Origin of the sequence: Bradyrhizobium sp. C-145 (assembly GCF_023375135.1) — a bacterium.
GTDB lineage: Bacteria > Pseudomonadota > Alphaproteobacteria > Rhizobiales > Xanthobacteraceae > Bradyrhizobium > Bradyrhizobium zhanjiangense.
Genome location: NZ_CP088150.1, coordinates 9,239,081 through 9,255,496, shown reverse-complemented (window position 1 = coordinate 9,255,496; position 16,416 = coordinate 9,239,081). Strand labels below are relative to the sequence as shown.

The window sequence follows — 16,416 nt, the reverse complement described above, 5'->3', positions numbered from 1 at the left end:
GCGCTACGCGCGCCCCGGAACCACGAGGGTCACGCCGCCGGCTGCACCGCCTTGTCGCCGGCCATCACATGGGTTAGCGCGCTCTTGATTGCGGCCTGCCGTGTCGGCGCGTTGATCTGCGCGCCGAGGAGGTCGGTGACGTAGAACACGTCGCGCGCGCGCTCGCCGAAGGTCGCGACATGGGCCGAGGCGATGTTGAGGTTGAGCTTCGAGATCGCGGTGGTCAGCTCGTAGAGCAGGCCGGGCCGGTCGAGGCCGGAGACCTCGATCACCGTGTAACGGTCGGACCATTGGTTGTTGATGGTCACTTCCGGCTCGATCACGAAGGGCTTCGCCTTGCTGCGCACGGTGCGCCGCGCCACCACCTCCGGCAGGCGCAGCTTGCCCTCCAGCACGTCCTCGATCATCTCGCCGATCCGCGTGGCGCGCCTCCCCTCGTCCTCGTCGCGGTCATATTCCCGGGAGATCGAGATCGTATCGAGCGCGCGGCCGTCGGTGGTGGTGTAGATCTGGGCGTCGACGATGTTGGCGCCGGCCGAGGCGCAGGCGCCGGCGATGATCGACAGCAGCCAGGGATGGTCGGCCGCGAAGATCGTGAGCTCGGTGACGCCGCGCACCTCGTCGAAGCCGACATTGATCGCGAGCTTGTGGCCGGCCTGCTCGCTGGAGCGGACGAAGCGGGCATGGCGAATCTTGCGCGGCAGCTCGACCTTGAGCCAATAGGCCGGATAGTGCCGGCCGATATAGGCATCGAGCTCATCCTCCGGCCATTCGGCGAAGGCCATGCGGAATTCGGCGTAGGCGGCCGCGAGGCGCTTGCCGCGATCGACCTCCGAGAAGCCGCCGGTCAGTACCGGCTCAGTCTCGTAATAGAGCGAGCGCAGCAGCTGCGCCTTCCAGCCGTTCCACACGCCCGGGCCGACGCCGCGGATATCGGCGGTGGTGAGAATCGTCAGCAGCTTCATCTGCTCGACCGACTGCACCACGGCGGCGAAATTCTCGATGGTCTTGCGATCCGACAAGTCGCGCGACTGCGCGACCGTCGACATCGTCAGGTGTTCCTCGATCAGCCAGGCCACAAGCTCGGTATCGGCCGGACTGAAGCCGAGCCGCGGGCACAGCCGCCGCGCCACCTTGGCGCCGGCGATGGAGTGATCCTCCAGCCGGCCCTTGGCGACGTCGTGCAGCAGCGTCGCGATGTAGATCACCGCGCGGTGCTCGGGCCTCGTCTTGCGCATGAGGTCGCTGGCGAGCGCGAACTCCTCGATGCCGCCGCGCTCGATGTCCTGGAGGAAGCCGATGCAGCGGATCAGATGCTCGTCAACGGTGTAGTGATGATACATGTTGAACTGCATCATCGAGACGATCTTGCCGAAGGCGCGGATGAAGTGACCGAGCACGCCGGTCTCGTTCATCCGTCGCAGCACGGTCTCGGCGTCGTTGGAGGTCAGGATCTCCATGAACAGCCGATTGGCCTCGGGATTCTCGCGAAGCTGCCCGTTGATCAGGCCGAGCGAGCGCGTCACGTCGCGCATCGCATCCGGATGAAAGGCGAGGTTGTTCTTCTGCGCCAGGCGAAAGATCCGGATCAAATTGACCGGATCGTGCTTGAAGACATCGGGCGCAGCGATGTTGATGCGGTTGTTGTCGACGATGAAGTCGTCGCTATCAGGTACGCGCCGCTTCACGGTGCTGGGCCGCAGCCGCGCCATCATCCGGCTCAGCACCGGCGCCGGCTTGGCCTGCTGGTCCTCGAGCTTGGCGCAGAGGATGGCGGTGAGGTTGCCGACTTCCTTGGCGACCAGGAAGTAGTGCTTCATGAAGCGCTCGACGTCCTGCATGCCGGGATGCGAGGTGTAGCCGAGCCGGACCGCGATCTCGCGCTGCAGGTCGAAGGAGAGGCGCTCCTCGGCGCGATTGCAGTAGAAATGCAGATTGCAGCGCACCGACCAGAGGAAATCGGCGCAGCGGCGGAAGCTGCGATATTCCTGCGCGTCGAACACGCCGCGCTCGACCAGCTCGTCGGTGTCGCGGACGCGATAGACGTACTTGGCGATCCAGAACAGCGTGTGCAGGTCGCGCAGGGCGCCCTTGCCGTCCTTGACGTTGGGTTCGACCAGATAGCGCGACTGGCCGCCGCGGCGATGCCGCTCCTCGCGCTCGGCGAGTTTTGCGGTAACGAATTCGGACGCGGTGCCCTGCACCACCTCCTTGTCGAAGCGCTCGACCAATTCGTCATAGAGCGGCTTGTCGCCGGTCAGGAAGCGCGTCTCCAGGATCGCGGTGCGGATCGTCATGTCGCCGCGCGCCTGGCGGATCGATTCGTCGACCGAGCGGGTGGCGTGGCCGACCTTCAGCCCCATGTCCCAGAGGCAGTAGAGGATGGCTTCGGCGACCTGCTCGCCCCAGGCGGTCTGCTTGTAGGGCAGGATAAACAAGAGATCGATGTCGGATTCGGGCGCCATCAGGCCGCGGCCATAGCCGCCGGTCGCCACCACCGCCATGCGCTCGGCGCCGCTCGGGATCGGCGAGCGGTAGAGATGCCGCGTTGCCGCTGAATAGAGGACGCGGATGATCTCGTCCTGGACATGGCACAGCCGCTCGGCGCAGCGCCTTCCGTGACGGTCCTTCAAAAGGATCGCCTGTGCCGCGGCGCGCGAGGCGATCAGCTCAGCCTTGAGCAATTGCGCCATGGCCGTGCGGAACGTGTCCTCTCGGCCCTCGTGCTTTTCGGCGAGCGCATCGACCGCGGCGGTGATCCGCGCGGTGTCGAAGCGGTCATCCGTCTCTGGCTTCTTTTCAATCGCGACGCTGTCCATATCTCACCGGATATAAGAGGCGGCAGGCGCTGTCACCCGCCATTCTCTGGCAATAGCCGTTCCATGCTGGAAAGCTGCGGCTTTGGGCAAATCTGTTCTCGGGCCGCGCGCTCGCAAGGGACGGATTTTCTCGTTGACCTCTAGCCATAACTCCTTGAAAAACAATGAAGTTTTTGAGGAGTCGGGCATTGCCAGGATTACACGACGCATTCTGTTGGCGGGAGCCGTCGCGCTCGCAATGACCCCTGCGGCACGGGCGGCGGATCCGCTCAAGGAGATCCGCATCGACTGGGCGACCTACAATCCGGTTTCGATGGTCCTGAAGCAGAAGGGCCTGCTGGAGAAAGAGTTCGCCAAGGAGGGGATCACCGTCACCTGGGTGCAGTCGGCCGGCTCCAACAAGGCGCTCGAATTCCTCAACGCCGGCTCGATCGATTTCGGCTCGACCGCGGGCTCGGCGGCGCTGGTGGCCCGCATCAACGGCAATCCGATCAAGTCGATCTATGTCTATTCGCGTCCTTCTTCCTGATCCGCGCGCTGTTAGGTGCGGGCCTGACGGAAAAAGACATCACCCCGGTGCTGCTCCAGCATGCCGACGGCAAGACTGCGCTGATCCGCGGCGACGTCGACGCCTGGGCCGGACTCGATCCCATGATGGCCCAGGCGGAGATTGAGGAAGGCGCAAAACTGTTCTACCGCAAGGCCGACGCCAACACCTGGGGCATCCTCAATGTGCGCGAGCAGTTCTTGAGGGACTATCCCGACATTGTGCGCCGCGTCCTCGCGGTCTACGAGGAGGCGCGCAAATATTCGCTGACGAATTACGACGAGCTGAAGAAGATCTTCATCGCGGTCACGAAACTGCCTGAGGCTGTCGTCGACAAGCAGCTCAAGGAGCGCACCGAGCTCACCCACAGCCGCATCGGCGCGCCGCAACGCGCATCGCTTCTCGCCGCCGGCCTTGCCCTGCAACAGGCCGGTGTCGTCGATGCCAAGATCGACGTGAAGGCGACGCTGGACGCCCTGATCGACGACCAGGTCCCGCTGCCGACGAATTAGTTCGCAGGGAAGAGGCACGCGCGCAGCAAATTCCGCCGTCGTCCCGGGCAAGCGTAAGCGCAGACCTGGGACCCATAATCACAGGGAGTGGTTGTGGCGTGAAGACGGTCACTCCGAGTCCTCGCAACCACGTCTTCCTGTGGCTAGGGTCCCGGATCGGCGCGCGCTGGAGGCGCGCTTGTCCGGGACGACAATGGAGATTGCCTCGCGCCCTTGCATTCCCCGACCAGACGCGGTTCCTACCGGCCATGATCTCCCACGCGCCAGTGCTGCAACGATCATCGGAACCAACCGAGAGCGCGGCCGCCTGGCGCTCGACCGGATCAGCAAGACCTATCCCAACGGCGTCGAGGCGCTGGCGCGTTTCTCCGCCGAGATCAGGCAGGGCGAGATCATCGCCATCATCGTCGGCTGCGGCTGCGGCAAGTCAGCATTGCTCCGCGCCATCGCCGGCCTCGATCGGGCCAGCTCGGGCACGGTGACGCTCGACGACGAGGCGATCAGTTCGCCGCATGCCAATGCTCGACGAGCCGTTCTCCGCGCTCGATGCCTTCACCCGCAGGGATCTGCAGGATCATCTGTTCGACCTCTGGGCCGACACGCAGCCGACCTTGATCCTCGTCACGCATGTGCTGACGTTGCTGACGTCACTCGACCGTTCGCTCGACCGTAGCGTACCCGACCGTGACGCAACCCAGGGTCCCGGTCAGGCCCTGTGGTGGTGACAATCCGCCTTCAAGCCGGTACATCGAGAGGCGATCTTTCCGGGAGAGAACGAACATGGACGCTGCCCAATTGCGCCAGATGCAGGCCCCGCTCAAGGAGCGCTACAAGACCGATCCCAAGGCTGCGCTGATCACGCTGAAGGCCAAGGGCTCCACCGACAGCGATGGCATCGCCTGCAAGGTCGAAACCGGCCGCGCCATCGCGATGGCTGGTCTGCATCCCGCCACCGGCGGCTCCGGCCTCGAGCTCTGCTCCGGCGACATGTTGCTGGAAGCGCTGGTCGCCTGTGCCGGCGTCACGCTGAAATCGGTTGCGACCGCGATCGAGGTGCCGCTTAGGACCGGCAATGTCTATGCCGAGGGCGACCTCGACTTCCGCGGCACGCTCGGTGTCGACAAGGAGACCCCGGTCGGCTTCGCCGAGATCCGCCTACGCTTCGAGGTCGACACTGATGCGCCGCAAGACAAGCTCGATCTGTTGCTGAAACTCACCGAGCGCTATTGCGTGGTCTATCAGACCATCAAGAACGGCCCGAAGGTATCGGTGTCGATGCAGCGGATGTGACTCTCTTACCCTCCCCTGGAGGGGGAGGGTCGATCGCGCGCAGCGCGAGCGGGGTGGGGTGATCTCTCCACTCGGGCACCGTCTCCGTCGAGAGACTGTCACCCCACCGCCGCATATTTCGCTGCGCTCAATATGAGCCGACCCTCCCCCTCCAGGGGAGGGTAAGAAGCCAAAAATGTCCCCGACATCCACTTCATCTTCTTCCTTCTCCTGCGCATGGCGATCGCGGCGGCGTTCGTCGTGACGGCGTCGATCATCACTGAACGCTCGGGGCCGGTGATCGGGGCGCTGGTGGCGACGCTGCCGATCTCGGCGGGACCTTCCTACGTCTTCCTCGCGCTCGACCATGACGCCGCCTTCATCGCGCAAGGCGCGCTGTCGAGCCTTCCGGTGAACGCCGCGACGATCGTGCTTGGCCTCTGCTATGTCGTGCTGGCGCAGCGGAACAATCTGCTGGTGAGTGCAGGCAGCGCGATAGCGGTGTGGATCGTGCTGGCCTCCCTCATCCGCCTGTTCGACTGGACCTTGACGGCCGGGCTCGCCGTGAACCTGATTGCGTTCGGCATCTGCATTCCGCTGCTCGCTAAGTACCGCCATGTGAAGATGCCGTTGGTCACGCGTCGCTGGTACGACATTCCGTTCCGCGCCGCGCTGGTGGCGACACTGGTCGCGATCGTGGTTTCGACGTCGGGCTGGGTCGGCCCGCGGGTGTCCGGCGTCATCGCGCTCTACCCGATCGTCTTCACCAGCATGATGGTGATCCTGCACCCGCGCATCGGCGGCCCGCCAACCGCCGCGGTGCTCGCCAACTCCGCCTGGGGCCTGCTCGGGTTCGGTATGGCGATCGCGGTGATGCATCTCGGCGCCGCAAACTTCGGCTCCGCGATCGGTCTCAGCATGGGTCTCGCCACCTGCATCGTCTGGAATCTGACGCTGTGGTGGAACGGGCGAAGGAAGCGGCTGGCTGCGGCGTGAGCTTCGTACCGTAGCAACCATTAAACGCCGAGGAGTTTTTCAGTCCACGGCGTTCCGCGTTGCACGACGGTGTTGGCATAGATGAGCAGCTTGCGCGCGCATGCGATGAGAGCGGCATTGTGAGCCTTTCCGGCCGCAGTCAGGCGGGCATAGAGGGCCATGACGGCCTTATTCCAGCGGAAGGCCGCAGGCAGGGCTGCCGCAAACAGAGAGCGACGCAGGCGAGCGCGGCCGCCGGCGATACGGCGTTGGCCCGTGTACTGCCCGCTATCGTTGTCGAAGGGAGCCAGCCCGGCAAGGGCTGCGACTTCCTCCCGGCTGACACGGCCGAGTTCAGGCATGCGGACCAGGAGGGCCAGTGCCGTGCGCTCACCGATCCCGGGAATGCTCATCACGAGGTCAAGGCGGACAGCGAGATCGTGGTGAGCGCGTAGTTGCTTGGCGATGTGACGGATTTGGGAGAGCCGCCTTGCCTTCAACCGGGCAATGTCATCCAGCACGATGCGGCGTAGCCCAGGCTTATCGAGATGCTCGAGCCGGGTCTTGAAGCGCTTGATGTCGTCCTCGATCTGCTCGAGGAAGGTGAGCTGCTCGGCGAGCTCCGCCAAGCGCGGATCCGGCGCACTCCTCACCTCTTCGAGCGATGCCGCGCAGGCAGCAATCAGCGCGGCATCCAGCGTATCGTTCTTGGCGCGACGCAATCGGGAGCGGCCGAACGCCTTGACCTGGATCGGCTGCAGCACCAGCACGATGACGCCGGCCGCACGCAAATGCTCCACTACCCCACGCTCGTAACCGCCGGTCGCTTCGATCCCGACTCGCTTGACGCCAGCTTTGGTCAGCAGTTGCACCAGCTTCCGCCAACCGGGAAGGTCGTTGGCGACCTCCCAACCCTCGTCTCGACCATGAACTACAATGTCGAGCTTCGCCTTGGACGTATCGATTCCGCTGTCGTCGTGCTAGTCTGTGCCATCTTCGTCGACCCTGCCTTGTGAAGCGAACCTGATTGTTCCGGCAACCATCCGGGTCCGATGAAGGTGCTGGCGCGATCCTGCTACGGGGCAGCCACAAACTGCTCAGGGTGGGCGCGATCCGATCGCCAGCGGCCTGCCGCGGGTTGCAGCCGCGGCAGGCCATTCCTCACGGAACACGCCGACAATATCTGATTGCGCTATTACAAGGGTGGGCAAAGGCGCGCATTTCGCGCGCCGTGCCCACCATCTGCCTGCGGATTCGCCGTTGCATGGTGGGCACGCTTCGCTTTGCCCACCCTACGGCACTATGACTGCTTCGGCAGTTTCGCCTTCAACGCATACAGCGCATCCAGCGCCTCGCGTGGCGACATCTCGTCGGGATGTAACGCCTTCACCGCTTCCATCAAAAGCTCCGCTTCGCTCGGCGGCGCGGCTTCCGCTGCGGCGCGCGAAGGCACGGCGAACAGCGGCAGATCGTCGGCGAGCGCGCGGGCGGTCTGGCCGCGGTCCTGGGCCTCCAGCTTCGCCAACACCGATTTGGCCCGCGTGATTACGGCCGGCGGCAGGCCGGCGAGCTTGGCGACCTGGATGCCGTAGGAGCGGTCGGCCGAGCCCGGCAGCACCTCGTGCAGGAACACGACATTGCCCTGCCACTCCTTCACCCGCACGGTGGCGTTGAACATGCGCGGCAGTTTTGCCGAGAGCGCGGTCAGCTCGTGATAGTGCGTCGCGAACAGCGTGCGGCAGCGATTGCTCTCGTGCAGATGCTCGATCGCGGCCCAGGCGATCGAGAGTCCGTCGAAGGTCGCGGTGCCGCGGCCGATCTCGTCGAGGATCACGAGTGCGCGCTCGCCGGCCTGGTTCAGGATCGCCGCGGTCTCGACCATCTCGACCATGAAGGTGGAGCGGCCGCGGGCGAGATCGTCGGCGGCGCCGACGCGCGAGAACAGGCGATCGACGATGCCGATCCGCGCCCGCGTCGCCGGCACGAAGCTGCCGATCTGCGCCATCAGGGCAATCAGCGCGTTCTGGCGCAGAAAGGTCGATTTACCGGCCATGTTGGGACCGGTGAGCAGCCAGAGCTGGCCGGACTTCTGTCCGGGCGCCGGCGACAGATCGCAGGCATTGGCGATGAACGGCTCGCCATTGCGCTTGAGCGCCTGCTCCACCACGGGATGGCGGCCGGCCTCGATGGCGAAGCCGAGCGAGGTATCGACCTCGGGCCGCACATAGCTCTGGTCGACCGCCAGCTTGGCGAGGGACGTCGCGACATCGAGCAGCGCAAAGCCGTGCGCGGCGGCGCGCAAATCTTCACTGATCTCGAGCGCCTTGGCGGACAGCCGCTCGAAGATTTCGAGCTCGAGCCCGAGCGCACGGTCGCCGGCATTGGCGATCTTGGCCTCGATCTCACCGAGTTCGGAGGTCGTGAAGCGCACCTGGCCAGCCAGCGTCTGGCGATGAATGAAAGTCGCATTCAGGGGCGGCGACATCAGCTTGTCGCCGTGCTGCGCGGTCACCTCGACGAAATAGCCGAGCACGTTGTTGTGCCGGATCTTCAGGGCCTTCACGCCGGTGTGGTCGGCGTAGCGGGCCTGCATCGAGGCCACCACCAGGCGCGAGGCATCGCGCAGGTTGCGGGCTTCGTCGAGCGCGGGTTCAAAGCCTTGACGCACGAAGCCGCCGTCGCGCTTGATCAGCGGCAATTGCTCGTCGAGTGCGCTGGCAAACTCGGATGCGAGCTCGCGCGACGGCGTTTGCAGCGCCGCCATCACCGCCGCGATCTCCTGCGGCGGCTGGTCGAGTTCGGATAGCCGCGTCAGCACCTGGTCCGCTGCGATGATGCCGTCGCGGATGCCGGCGAGATCGCGTGGGCCGCCACGTCCGACCGACAGCCGCGCCAAGGCGCGCGACATGTCGGGGGCGCCGCGCAGGATGCTGCGGATGTCTTCGCGCGTTGCCGAATCGGCAACGAAGGTGCTGACGGCGTCGAGCCGCCGCGCGATCGCCGGCGCATCGGTCAGCGGCGCCGCCAGACGCTGCGCCAGCAGGCGCGAGCCGGCCGAGGTCACGGTGCAGTCGATGGCGTCGAGCAGCGAGCCACGGCGTTCGCCGGCGAGCGTGCGCGTCAATTCGAGATTGGCGCGGGTGGCGGGATCGATCGCCATGGTCGCGCCCGAGGCCTCGCGCGCTGGCGGCGACAGCGGCGGATGCTTGCCGACCTGGGTGCGGTCGACATAGGTGACGGCGGCGGCCGCAGCCGTGGCTTCCAGCCGCGTGAGCTGCGCCAGCCCGTCCATGGTCGCGACCGCGAAATAATCGCACAGCCGCTTTTCGGCGGTGGCGCCGTCGAAGACGTCGCGGGTCAGCGGCGTCACCGCCGGCAGCTCGCCCAGGGTCTGTCCGAGCTCGCTGTCGTTGTAGAGCGCGTCGGTGACGATCGCCTCGTTCGGATTGATGCGCGCCAGCGTCGCGGCGAGCTCGCCGCCCGAAACTTCGGTGACCATGAATTCGGCGGTCGAGATGTCGATCCAGGCAAGGCCAAAGCGGTCGGCGCCGGCGGAGGAGCGGGCGCGCGCGACCGCCAACAGATAATTGTTGGCACGCGCGTCGAGCAGCGTGTCCTCGGTCAGCGTGCCCGGCGTGACCAGCCGCACCACGCCGCGGCGCACCACGCTCTTGTTGCCGCGCGCTTTCGCCGCAGCGGGGTCCTCGGTCTGCTCGCACACCGCGACGCGGTGGCCGGCTGATATCAGGCGGTGCAGATAATCCTCGGAGCGCTCGACCGGCACGCCGCACATCGGGATATCCGCGCCCTGATGCTTGCCGCGTTTGGTCAAGACGATGCCGAGCGTCTTGGAGGCAATCTCGGCGTCCTCGAAGAACAATTCGTAAAAGTCGCCCATCCGGTAGAACAGCAGCAAGCCCTGATGCGCCGCTTTGATTTCAAGGTACTGTTCCATCATCGGCGTCACGCGCGCGGCGGCTTCCGCTGGCGGAGCGGGCGTGGATTCGGGCTCTGGCGCGGGAATGGGCTGTTGCATTGTCATGGGCGGCGCAACCTACAAAATTTCGTCCCTTGCTCCTATCGCTTTGGCCGGAGAGGCGAGGTTTTCCACGTTGTCCGCACCGCGGCATGCGTGGCGAATGGCAGGCCCCTGCAAAACGCACGCGAAACCGTCAATTGACCTGCCGCGGGCGCCCTCCTAAAACTCCGCGGACATTGAAGAATTTGGGCCGGATCGCGGCATTCAGGGAGAACAACGATGCGTGACGTCTTTATCTGCGATGCCGTGCGGACCCCGATCGGCCGTTTCGGCGGCTCGCTCGCCAAGGTGCGCGCCGATGACCTCGCCGCCACCCCGATCAAGGCGCTGATGGCCAAGCATCCCAATCTCGACTGGGCCCAGGTCGACGAAGTGTTCTTCGGCTGCGCCAATCAGGCCGGCGAGGACAATCGCAACGTCGCACGCATGGCGCTTCTGCTTGCGGGCTTGCCGGATTCGGTTCCCGGCCAGACCCTGAACCGGCTCTGCGCCTCCGGCCTGGATGCGGTCGGCGCTGCGGGGCGCGCGATCCGCTCCGGCGAGATCGAGCTTGCGATTGCCGGCGGCGTCGAGTCGATGACCCGCGCGCCCTTCGTGATGGGCAAGGCACAGGAGGCGTTCTCGCGCTCTGCCGAGATCTTCGACACCACGATCGGCTGGCGCTTCATCAATCCGCTGCTCAAGGCGCAGTACGGCGTCGATGCGATGCCCGAGACCGGCGAGAACGTCGCCGAGGAATTCCAGGTCTCGCGCGCCGACCAGGATGCCTTCGCCATCCGCTCGCAGCAGCGTGCGGGCGCGGCGATTGCCGCCGGCTATTTTGCGGAAGAGATCACGCCGATCACGATTCCCGGCGGCAAGGCCGGCCCCATCACAGTCGACAAGGACGAGCATCCGCGGCCCGAGACGACGCTGGAGGGCCTCGCCAAGCTGAAGCCGATCGTGCGCAATCCGGGCACGGTCACCGCCGGCAACGCCTCCGGCGTCAATGACGGCGCCGCCGCGATGATCCTCGCATCCGAAGCCGCAGTGAAGAGGCACGGCCTGACGCCCCGCGCACGCATTCTCGGCCTCGCCTCGGCCGGCGTGCCACCGCGCATCATGGGCATTGGACCTGTGCCGGCGACCCGCAAGCTGATGGAGCGGCTCGGCAAGAAGATCAGCGATTTCGATTTGATCGAGCTGAACGAAGCTTTCGCCTCGCAGGGCATCGCCTGCATGCGTCAGCTCGGCGTGCCTGATGATGCCGACTTCGTCAATCCGCATGGTGGCGCCATCGCGCTCGGCCATCCCCTCGGCATGAGCGGCGCCCGTCTCGCGCTCACCGCCGTGCATGGCATGGAAAAGCGCGGCGGCAAGCTCGCGCTGGCCACCATGTGCGTCGGCGTCGGCCAGGGTGTCGCGGTTGCGATCGAGAAGCTGAATTGAGGTCTCCCCCTCTCTCTCCCCGTTCTTACGGGGAGAGAGAGAACGACTGCGTCAATAGCAATACGACACGCCGTCCAGAATCGCGCACTGCCGCTTGTTCGGTGCATTGGGATCGTCCAGCGGCACGATGCCCTTGCCCTGGCCGACGAACACGCCGGGCCCGACATGCACCGAGCTCTTGTTGCCGATGATCACGCTCGGATGCGGCGTCGAGCTCGAGCGGGTGCCGTCCGGCCAGATGATGGCATCGCCCGAAAGCACCCCGCGCCGCCCGTCGTCGCAGTTCACGTCAACGCCCTGCCGGGTGCAGACCTGCGCCATCGCCGGCGTGGCGAGGGCGACACCCAGGGCCGAAATCAGGCTCAGCGCAGTGATGGTCTTGCAGACGGTCATGGCATCCCCCTGGCGGTTTGGCGTCCTCACGTGAATCGTCGCCCCAAACCCGCCGCAGGTTCAGCTGACGGGCGGATCGGGCGTCGATCGGCATCAGATATTCTCTCGTAAATACAATATGTTGCGGAAAATTCGCCCGATTTACCCGCGATCCCTTGCAAAATCGTCGGCGCCCCTTCAAGAGAGGGCGCTCCGGAGAGATGGCCGAGTGGCTTAAGGCGCACGCTTGGAAAGCGTGTGTGCGGGAAACCGTACCGTGGGTTCGAATCCCACTCTCTCCGCCACGAATTCCAAACAAGTTATTGTTGGAGTTTGGTTTTATCGAATGGCGGGTCGGCTACCCCCACATTCCACCCCGCATAACATTTTGGCTAGGTCCGCTGTGATAGTGGGCCTGCACGCCCAAAACTCTTTGCTCAACCTGCGGCTCCTCCGGTCCAAGTGCCTTTATCGGTCACAATCTTCAGAGTCACGGGTTCACAGCTCAGCCCGATGCCATAAGCATCCCCAGTCTTTGATCGTCTTTTCAGTCACATTGATGAATTGCGCTGCCATCAGCATTACGAGCCCATTGTTCGAAACGCACTCTGGCCTGCCGTTAACGAGAACCTGCTCGATGGTAATTGGCTGTTCGTTCATGGACACAATTTTCAAATGACTCCAACACTGCGTCGCCTTTGGGTCCAAGTACCTGCACTCGTGGGAGACCCTAAGTGACGGCCCGTTTGGCGGAACGTAGCCAGTAGCCACATCGATAGCATTTGCGATCGCTGGCTTTAGCGCTGGAAACCAAGTGTACAGCGTTTGGATATTGGCAACGGCGAGCGGAATACCCAGCAGCAGAAGCAGGGTTACTGTAGCGCTGATCTTTTTCATTCAAATCCCTTGTCCACGATGCGGATCGGCAGCTGATATTTTTGAGGCTTTAAAGCCGTGGGCGAATAAACCACAGGTTGGTTGGGTCCGTACATGGACCTTCGCCACTGGGAAGCCGTATAGCCGCCCAGCCCAAATAGAAGGATCACGCGGCCTTGCGTGACTTGCCGATGCCGCCCGTCTTGGCAGCCTGGCTGAAGTGCTCGTCCAGCTCGCCCGCCCGGACGGCCCCGATCAGGGCATCGATGACGGCCGGCAGCTTGTCCTTGGAGCCAACCACGATGCCAGCCTTGCCTTTCTCAAACTCGATTGGCTTTGCGCCGAACTTGATTGCCATGACCACCTGTCCGCTTGCGTCGGTCTTCCACCAGGGCCGAACGGCCTGCTGCTTGGTCGTGGCCTGGCGCTCGCCGTTGACCTTGGTCCAGCGCTGGACGGTCCGGACGTGATTGGGGTCGTTGAGGAGCAGTTTCTGCTCTTCCAGTTTGGTGATGAACTTGGTTCGGCGCATCTGGACCGGGTCGTTCCCAGCCTTTGGCAACGCAGTAAACGAGAGCGACTTAAGGATCGGCATCTGGGTTCTCCGTTGTTGGATAAACCCGCCTGACTCTAATTGTGAACATGATCTTGTACATGCCAAGGCTCATGGAACTGACGTGCGATTTTCAGCATCAATCACCATTGTCTGCGCACAGCCGTCCCGCGGAAAACTGGGGCATGAGCAATAGGTAGAGGTTTGCTTTCCCGCCAGGGTAGAGCAAAATGAACGCAATTTGCTTGGGGGAAACATGCCGCCTAACACCAGCACAACATCGACGTCCTTTACCTGGCTCCACATCACGGACCTACATGTCGGCATGGCGGGTCAAGAATGGCTGTGGCCAACGCTTAAACACGCGTTATTTCAAGACCTGTCCAAGGTGTTCAAGCTCGCGGGTAAGTGGGATCTCGTTATATTTTCTGGTGACCTAGTTCAAAGCGGCGAAAAAGCCGAATTCGACCGGCTGACGACAGTCTTGCAGGAGCTTTGGAGCGAATTCGGTAAGCTCGGCTTTTCACCCGACCTCGTAGTCCTGCCCGGCAACCACGACATCAAGCGGCCGCAGGTCACAGGCTCCATTCGAAGCTTGCTGCATTGGTGGGATGACTCTGACCTGCAGGCAGAATTCTTTAAAACTTCAAAAAATGAGTATCGCGCCGCCATTGAGAAGTCTCTTCGCAACTACACAGACTGGACCACACGAGCCACAGGACTTGGTATCGGATTGAAAACCGGCACGCCTGGACTGCTGCCTGGTGATCAGTCGCTGACTTTTGAAGTCAACGGACTGAAAGTCGGTGTAGTTGCGCTCAACTCTACATGGCTCCAACTGACCGGACAAAATTACGAAGGGCAGCTACACGTCGATACGCGTCAACTTCTAAACGTCACCAATGGTGATGCCGATCAGTGGTGTTCGCATAATGATTTAAACCTCCTGGTTACACACCATCCCACGAACTGGCTGCATGAACAAAGCCTCGATTATTGGAACAGTGAGATTAACCCGCCCGGACGGTTCGATGCCCATATATTTGGACATGTCCACGAGGCTTCAGCTCAACAAGGTGCCCATGGGGGAAATGTTCCTCGCATCGAGCTGCAGGGCATCTCAACTTCTGGCAAAAATCGGCAACAAGCTAGACCGTGCTCACGGCTATTCTGCCGTCCGTTACAATGTCGGCGATTCGCGCACGTTCAAGATATGGCCTCGACGATCTTATCCCGCGATCGGTGGCGGCTACAATATCGGGTCCGAAAACGGCTTCAACCTCGACTCTGATCAGTCGTTTAGTATCCTGCTGACCCCCAAAACGCGCGCCACATCTCTGTCTAATGAGTCAGATTCGCTTCAAGTCATACCGTAAGCGCTTAGCCATGACCCTATTGAAGCTGGCTTGACGTTTTGCGGAATCGCCACGGCATGAGGTCATCGATCCTGCTGTGGGGATGGCCGTCGATGATCGCCTCGAGTGTTTCAGCGATGTAGGCAACCGGGTTGACGCTGTTGAGCTTGCAGGTGGCGACGATCGACGCCAGCATGGCCCAGTTTTCGGCCCCGATTTCATGGCCCGCGAAGAGCGCATTTTTTCTGGTTAGGCAGACCGGCCGGATGGCGTTCTCGACCGGGTTGGTGTCGAGTTCGAGACGCCCGTCTTCGAGGAAGCGGGTCAGCCCCTGCCAGTGATTGAGCGCATAGCGGATGTCCTCGGCGAGCGTTGAGCCGCTGGAGATCATAGAAAGCTGCTTCTCAAACCACGGTTTTAAAGCCGCGATGAGGGGCAGCGAGTGCTCCTTGCGCGTGGCCAACCGGACGTCCGGCGACGAGCCGCGCACCATGGCTTCGATGGCGTAAAGCTGCGCGATGTGTCGAACGGCGGCCTCGGCGATCGGAGACTTGCTGTTGCGCACCAATTTGACGAAGCGCCGGCGCAAATGGCTCCAGCAATGCACGAGCGTCCACGGCCCTTGCGGTCGAACGACCTCGGTCAGCCGGTCATAACCGTCATAGGCATCGCATTGCAGGTAGCGTCCGCCAAAACCGTCGAGGAACTGCTCAGCAAAGGCACCGCTGCGACCAGGGGCATATCGGAACAGCACGATCGGCGGACTTGGCCCGCTGTGGCCGCGGTCGTCTGAGGCGATCGCCCAGAAGTAGCCTTTCTTCGTTTGGCCGCGCCCCGGATCGAGTACCGGCGCCCTGGTCTCATCCATGAACAGCCGATCCGCCATAGCCAGGTGGTGGCGCATGTGGTCCGCGATGGGCTGAAGATGGAAGCAGGCGCGGCCAGACCAGTTGCCCAGTGTCGCCCGATCAAGCCGGATCCCCTGGCGCGCATAGATCTCGGCCTGACGGTAAAATGGCGTGTGGTCGCCAAATTTGGAGACGATCACGTGCGCGATGGCCGCTTCGGTCGGCAGCCCGCCGGGCACGACGTGCTCCGGTGCGTGCGCCTGCACGACGGGGCCCGAGCAGCGGCGACAGATATATTTCGGGCGGCGCGTGACCAACACCCTCCATTGCGCCGGGATCACGTCCAGGCGTTTGCTGACGTCCTCGCCGATCTTCGCCATGGCGCCGCAACCGCACGGACAGAGCGTGCTTGCGGGCTCGATGATCCGTTCCACCTGCGGCAAATGGGCAGGCAAGCAGCCGCGATTGCGATGAGGACCTTGATCCGGCACGTTCCGCGATCGGCCGTTGATCACAGCCTCGGCTCTCTCCTGCGCCGCGTCCAAGATGCCTTGCGCGATCTCCACGTCTTCCAGCGGTAAGTGATACTGATCTGGCCGCAGCTTCTCGGACTTCGAGCCGAACTTCTCGCGGCGCAATTCGCCGAGAATGATCTCTAGCCGACGCCGCGCTTCCTCCGACGCCGCCAGCGCCCCCTGATGCTCGCTCAAGGCCGCCTGCGTTTGCGCCAAAAGCGCCTTGAGGCGTTCGTTTTCGTCGCGCAGCGCCGCGATGCTCATGTGCTATTTCGAGCACATCGGCGCCACACGTGCCACGCTCAAAA

General features: G+C 63.5%; 12 protein-coding genes, 1 tRNA gene and 2 pseudogenes. 7 read left to right on the top strand and 8 right to left on the bottom strand.

Annotated features, from left to right (window positions below; translation table 11 throughout):
• Window positions 1-29 precede the first annotated feature (29 nt).
• The gene (locus LRP30_RS43575; RefSeq protein ID WP_128930308.1) at window positions 30-2,819 is read right to left on the bottom strand and encodes a [protein-PII] uridylyltransferase; all 2,790 of its coding nucleotides are present in this window, start codon (window positions 2,817-2,819) and stop codon (window positions 30-32) included.
• Window positions 2,820-3,006: 187 nt separating this feature from the next.
• Between LRP30_RS43575 and LRP30_RS43570 the strand changes: the two are divergent.
• The 3 genes and pseudogenes from LRP30_RS43570 to LRP30_RS43560 all read left to right on the top strand — a co-directional run bounded on the left by LRP30_RS43570 (window position 3,007) and on the right by LRP30_RS43560 (window position 5,168).
• Window positions 3,007-3,878: pseudogene (locus tag LRP30_RS43570) on the top strand (ABC transporter substrate-binding protein).
• 307 nt (window positions 3,879-4,185) lie between these two features.
• Window positions 4,186-4,603 (top strand): annotated as a pseudogene (locus LRP30_RS43565) (ATP-binding cassette domain-containing protein).
• A gap of 55 nt (window positions 4,604-4,658) precedes the next feature.
• On the top strand, window positions 4,659-5,168 hold the full coding sequence (locus LRP30_RS43560) for an OsmC family protein (protein WP_164934821.1): 510 nt from the start codon (window positions 4,659-4,661) through the stop codon (window positions 5,166-5,168).
• Window positions 5,169-5,266: 98 nt separating this feature from the next.
• Here the strand turns inward: LRP30_RS43560 and LRP30_RS43555 are convergent, their stop codons facing one another.
• Complete coding sequence (locus LRP30_RS43555) at window positions 5,267-5,425, bottom strand: hypothetical protein (protein WP_249761995.1); 159 nt, start codon at window positions 5,423-5,425, stop codon at window positions 5,267-5,269.
• Here LRP30_RS43555 and LRP30_RS43550 point away from each other — a divergent pair.
• On the top strand, window positions 5,385-6,143 hold the full coding sequence (locus LRP30_RS43550; RefSeq protein WP_249758818.1) for a hypothetical protein: 759 nt from the start codon (window positions 5,385-5,387) through the stop codon (window positions 6,141-6,143). The genes LRP30_RS43555 and LRP30_RS43550 overlap by 41 nt on opposite strands.
• A 20-nt stretch (window positions 6,144-6,163) precedes the next feature.
• On the opposite strand, the gene LRP30_RS43545 is transcribed toward LRP30_RS43550, so the two are convergent.
• Both LRP30_RS43545 and mutS read right to left on the bottom strand, forming a co-directional pair.
• The gene (locus LRP30_RS43545; RefSeq protein ID WP_249761964.1) at window positions 6,164-7,060 is read right to left on the bottom strand and encodes an IS110 family transposase; all 897 of its coding nucleotides are present in this window, start codon (window positions 7,058-7,060) and stop codon (window positions 6,164-6,166) included.
• Window positions 7,061-7,422: 362 nt separating this feature from the next.
• Window positions 7,423-10,164, bottom strand: coding sequence for a DNA mismatch repair protein MutS (gene mutS / locus LRP30_RS43540; protein WP_249758817.1), 2,742 nt, complete (start codon window positions 10,162-10,164; stop codon window positions 7,423-7,425).
• Window positions 10,165-10,380: 216 nt separating this feature from the next.
• On the opposite strand from mutS, the gene pcaF reads away from it, so the two are divergent.
• On the top strand, window positions 10,381-11,589 hold the full coding sequence (pcaF, locus tag LRP30_RS43535; RefSeq protein ID WP_128940398.1) for a 3-oxoadipyl-CoA thiolase: 1,209 nt from the start codon (window positions 10,381-10,383) through the stop codon (window positions 11,587-11,589).
• A 51-nt stretch (window positions 11,590-11,640) separates the two neighbouring features.
• Here the strand turns inward: pcaF and LRP30_RS43530 are convergent, their stop codons facing one another.
• Entirely contained in the window at window positions 11,641-11,982 is a 342-nt protein-coding gene (locus tag LRP30_RS43530) for a hypothetical protein (RefSeq protein ID WP_128930302.1), read from the bottom strand.
• Between the two features lie 194 nt (window positions 11,983-12,176).
• Between LRP30_RS43530 and LRP30_RS43525 the strand changes: the two genes are divergently transcribed.
• Window positions 12,177-12,266: transfer RNA gene (locus tag LRP30_RS43525), tRNA-Ser, on the top strand.
• A 193-nt stretch (window positions 12,267-12,459) separates the two neighbouring features.
• Here the strand turns inward: LRP30_RS43525 and LRP30_RS43520 are convergent.
• Both LRP30_RS43520 and LRP30_RS43515 read right to left on the bottom strand, forming a co-directional pair.
• On the bottom strand, window positions 12,460-12,858 hold the full coding sequence (locus LRP30_RS43520; protein WP_249758816.1) for a hypothetical protein: 399 nt from the start codon (window positions 12,856-12,858) through the stop codon (window positions 12,460-12,462).
• A 145-nt stretch (window positions 12,859-13,003) separates the two neighbouring features.
• Window positions 13,004-13,432 (bottom strand): DUF6641 family protein, encoded by a 429-nt coding sequence (locus tag LRP30_RS43515; RefSeq protein ID WP_249758815.1) that lies wholly within the window; start codon window positions 13,430-13,432, stop codon window positions 13,004-13,006.
• 283 nt (window positions 13,433-13,715) lie between these two features.
• Between LRP30_RS43515 and LRP30_RS43510 the strand changes: the two genes are divergently transcribed.
• A complete protein-coding gene (locus LRP30_RS43510) occupies window positions 13,716-14,681 on the top strand; it encodes a metallophosphoesterase (RefSeq protein WP_249758814.1) in 966 nt (321 codons plus the stop codon).
• Window positions 14,682-14,782: 101 nt separating this feature from the next.
• Here the strand turns inward: LRP30_RS43510 and LRP30_RS43505 are convergent, their stop codons facing one another.
• Window positions 14,783-16,372, bottom strand: a complete 1,590-nt coding sequence (locus LRP30_RS43505; RefSeq protein WP_249756789.1) for an IS66 family transposase — start codon at window positions 16,370-16,372, stop codon at window positions 14,783-14,785.
• Between the last annotated feature and the right edge of the window lie 44 nt (window positions 16,373-16,416).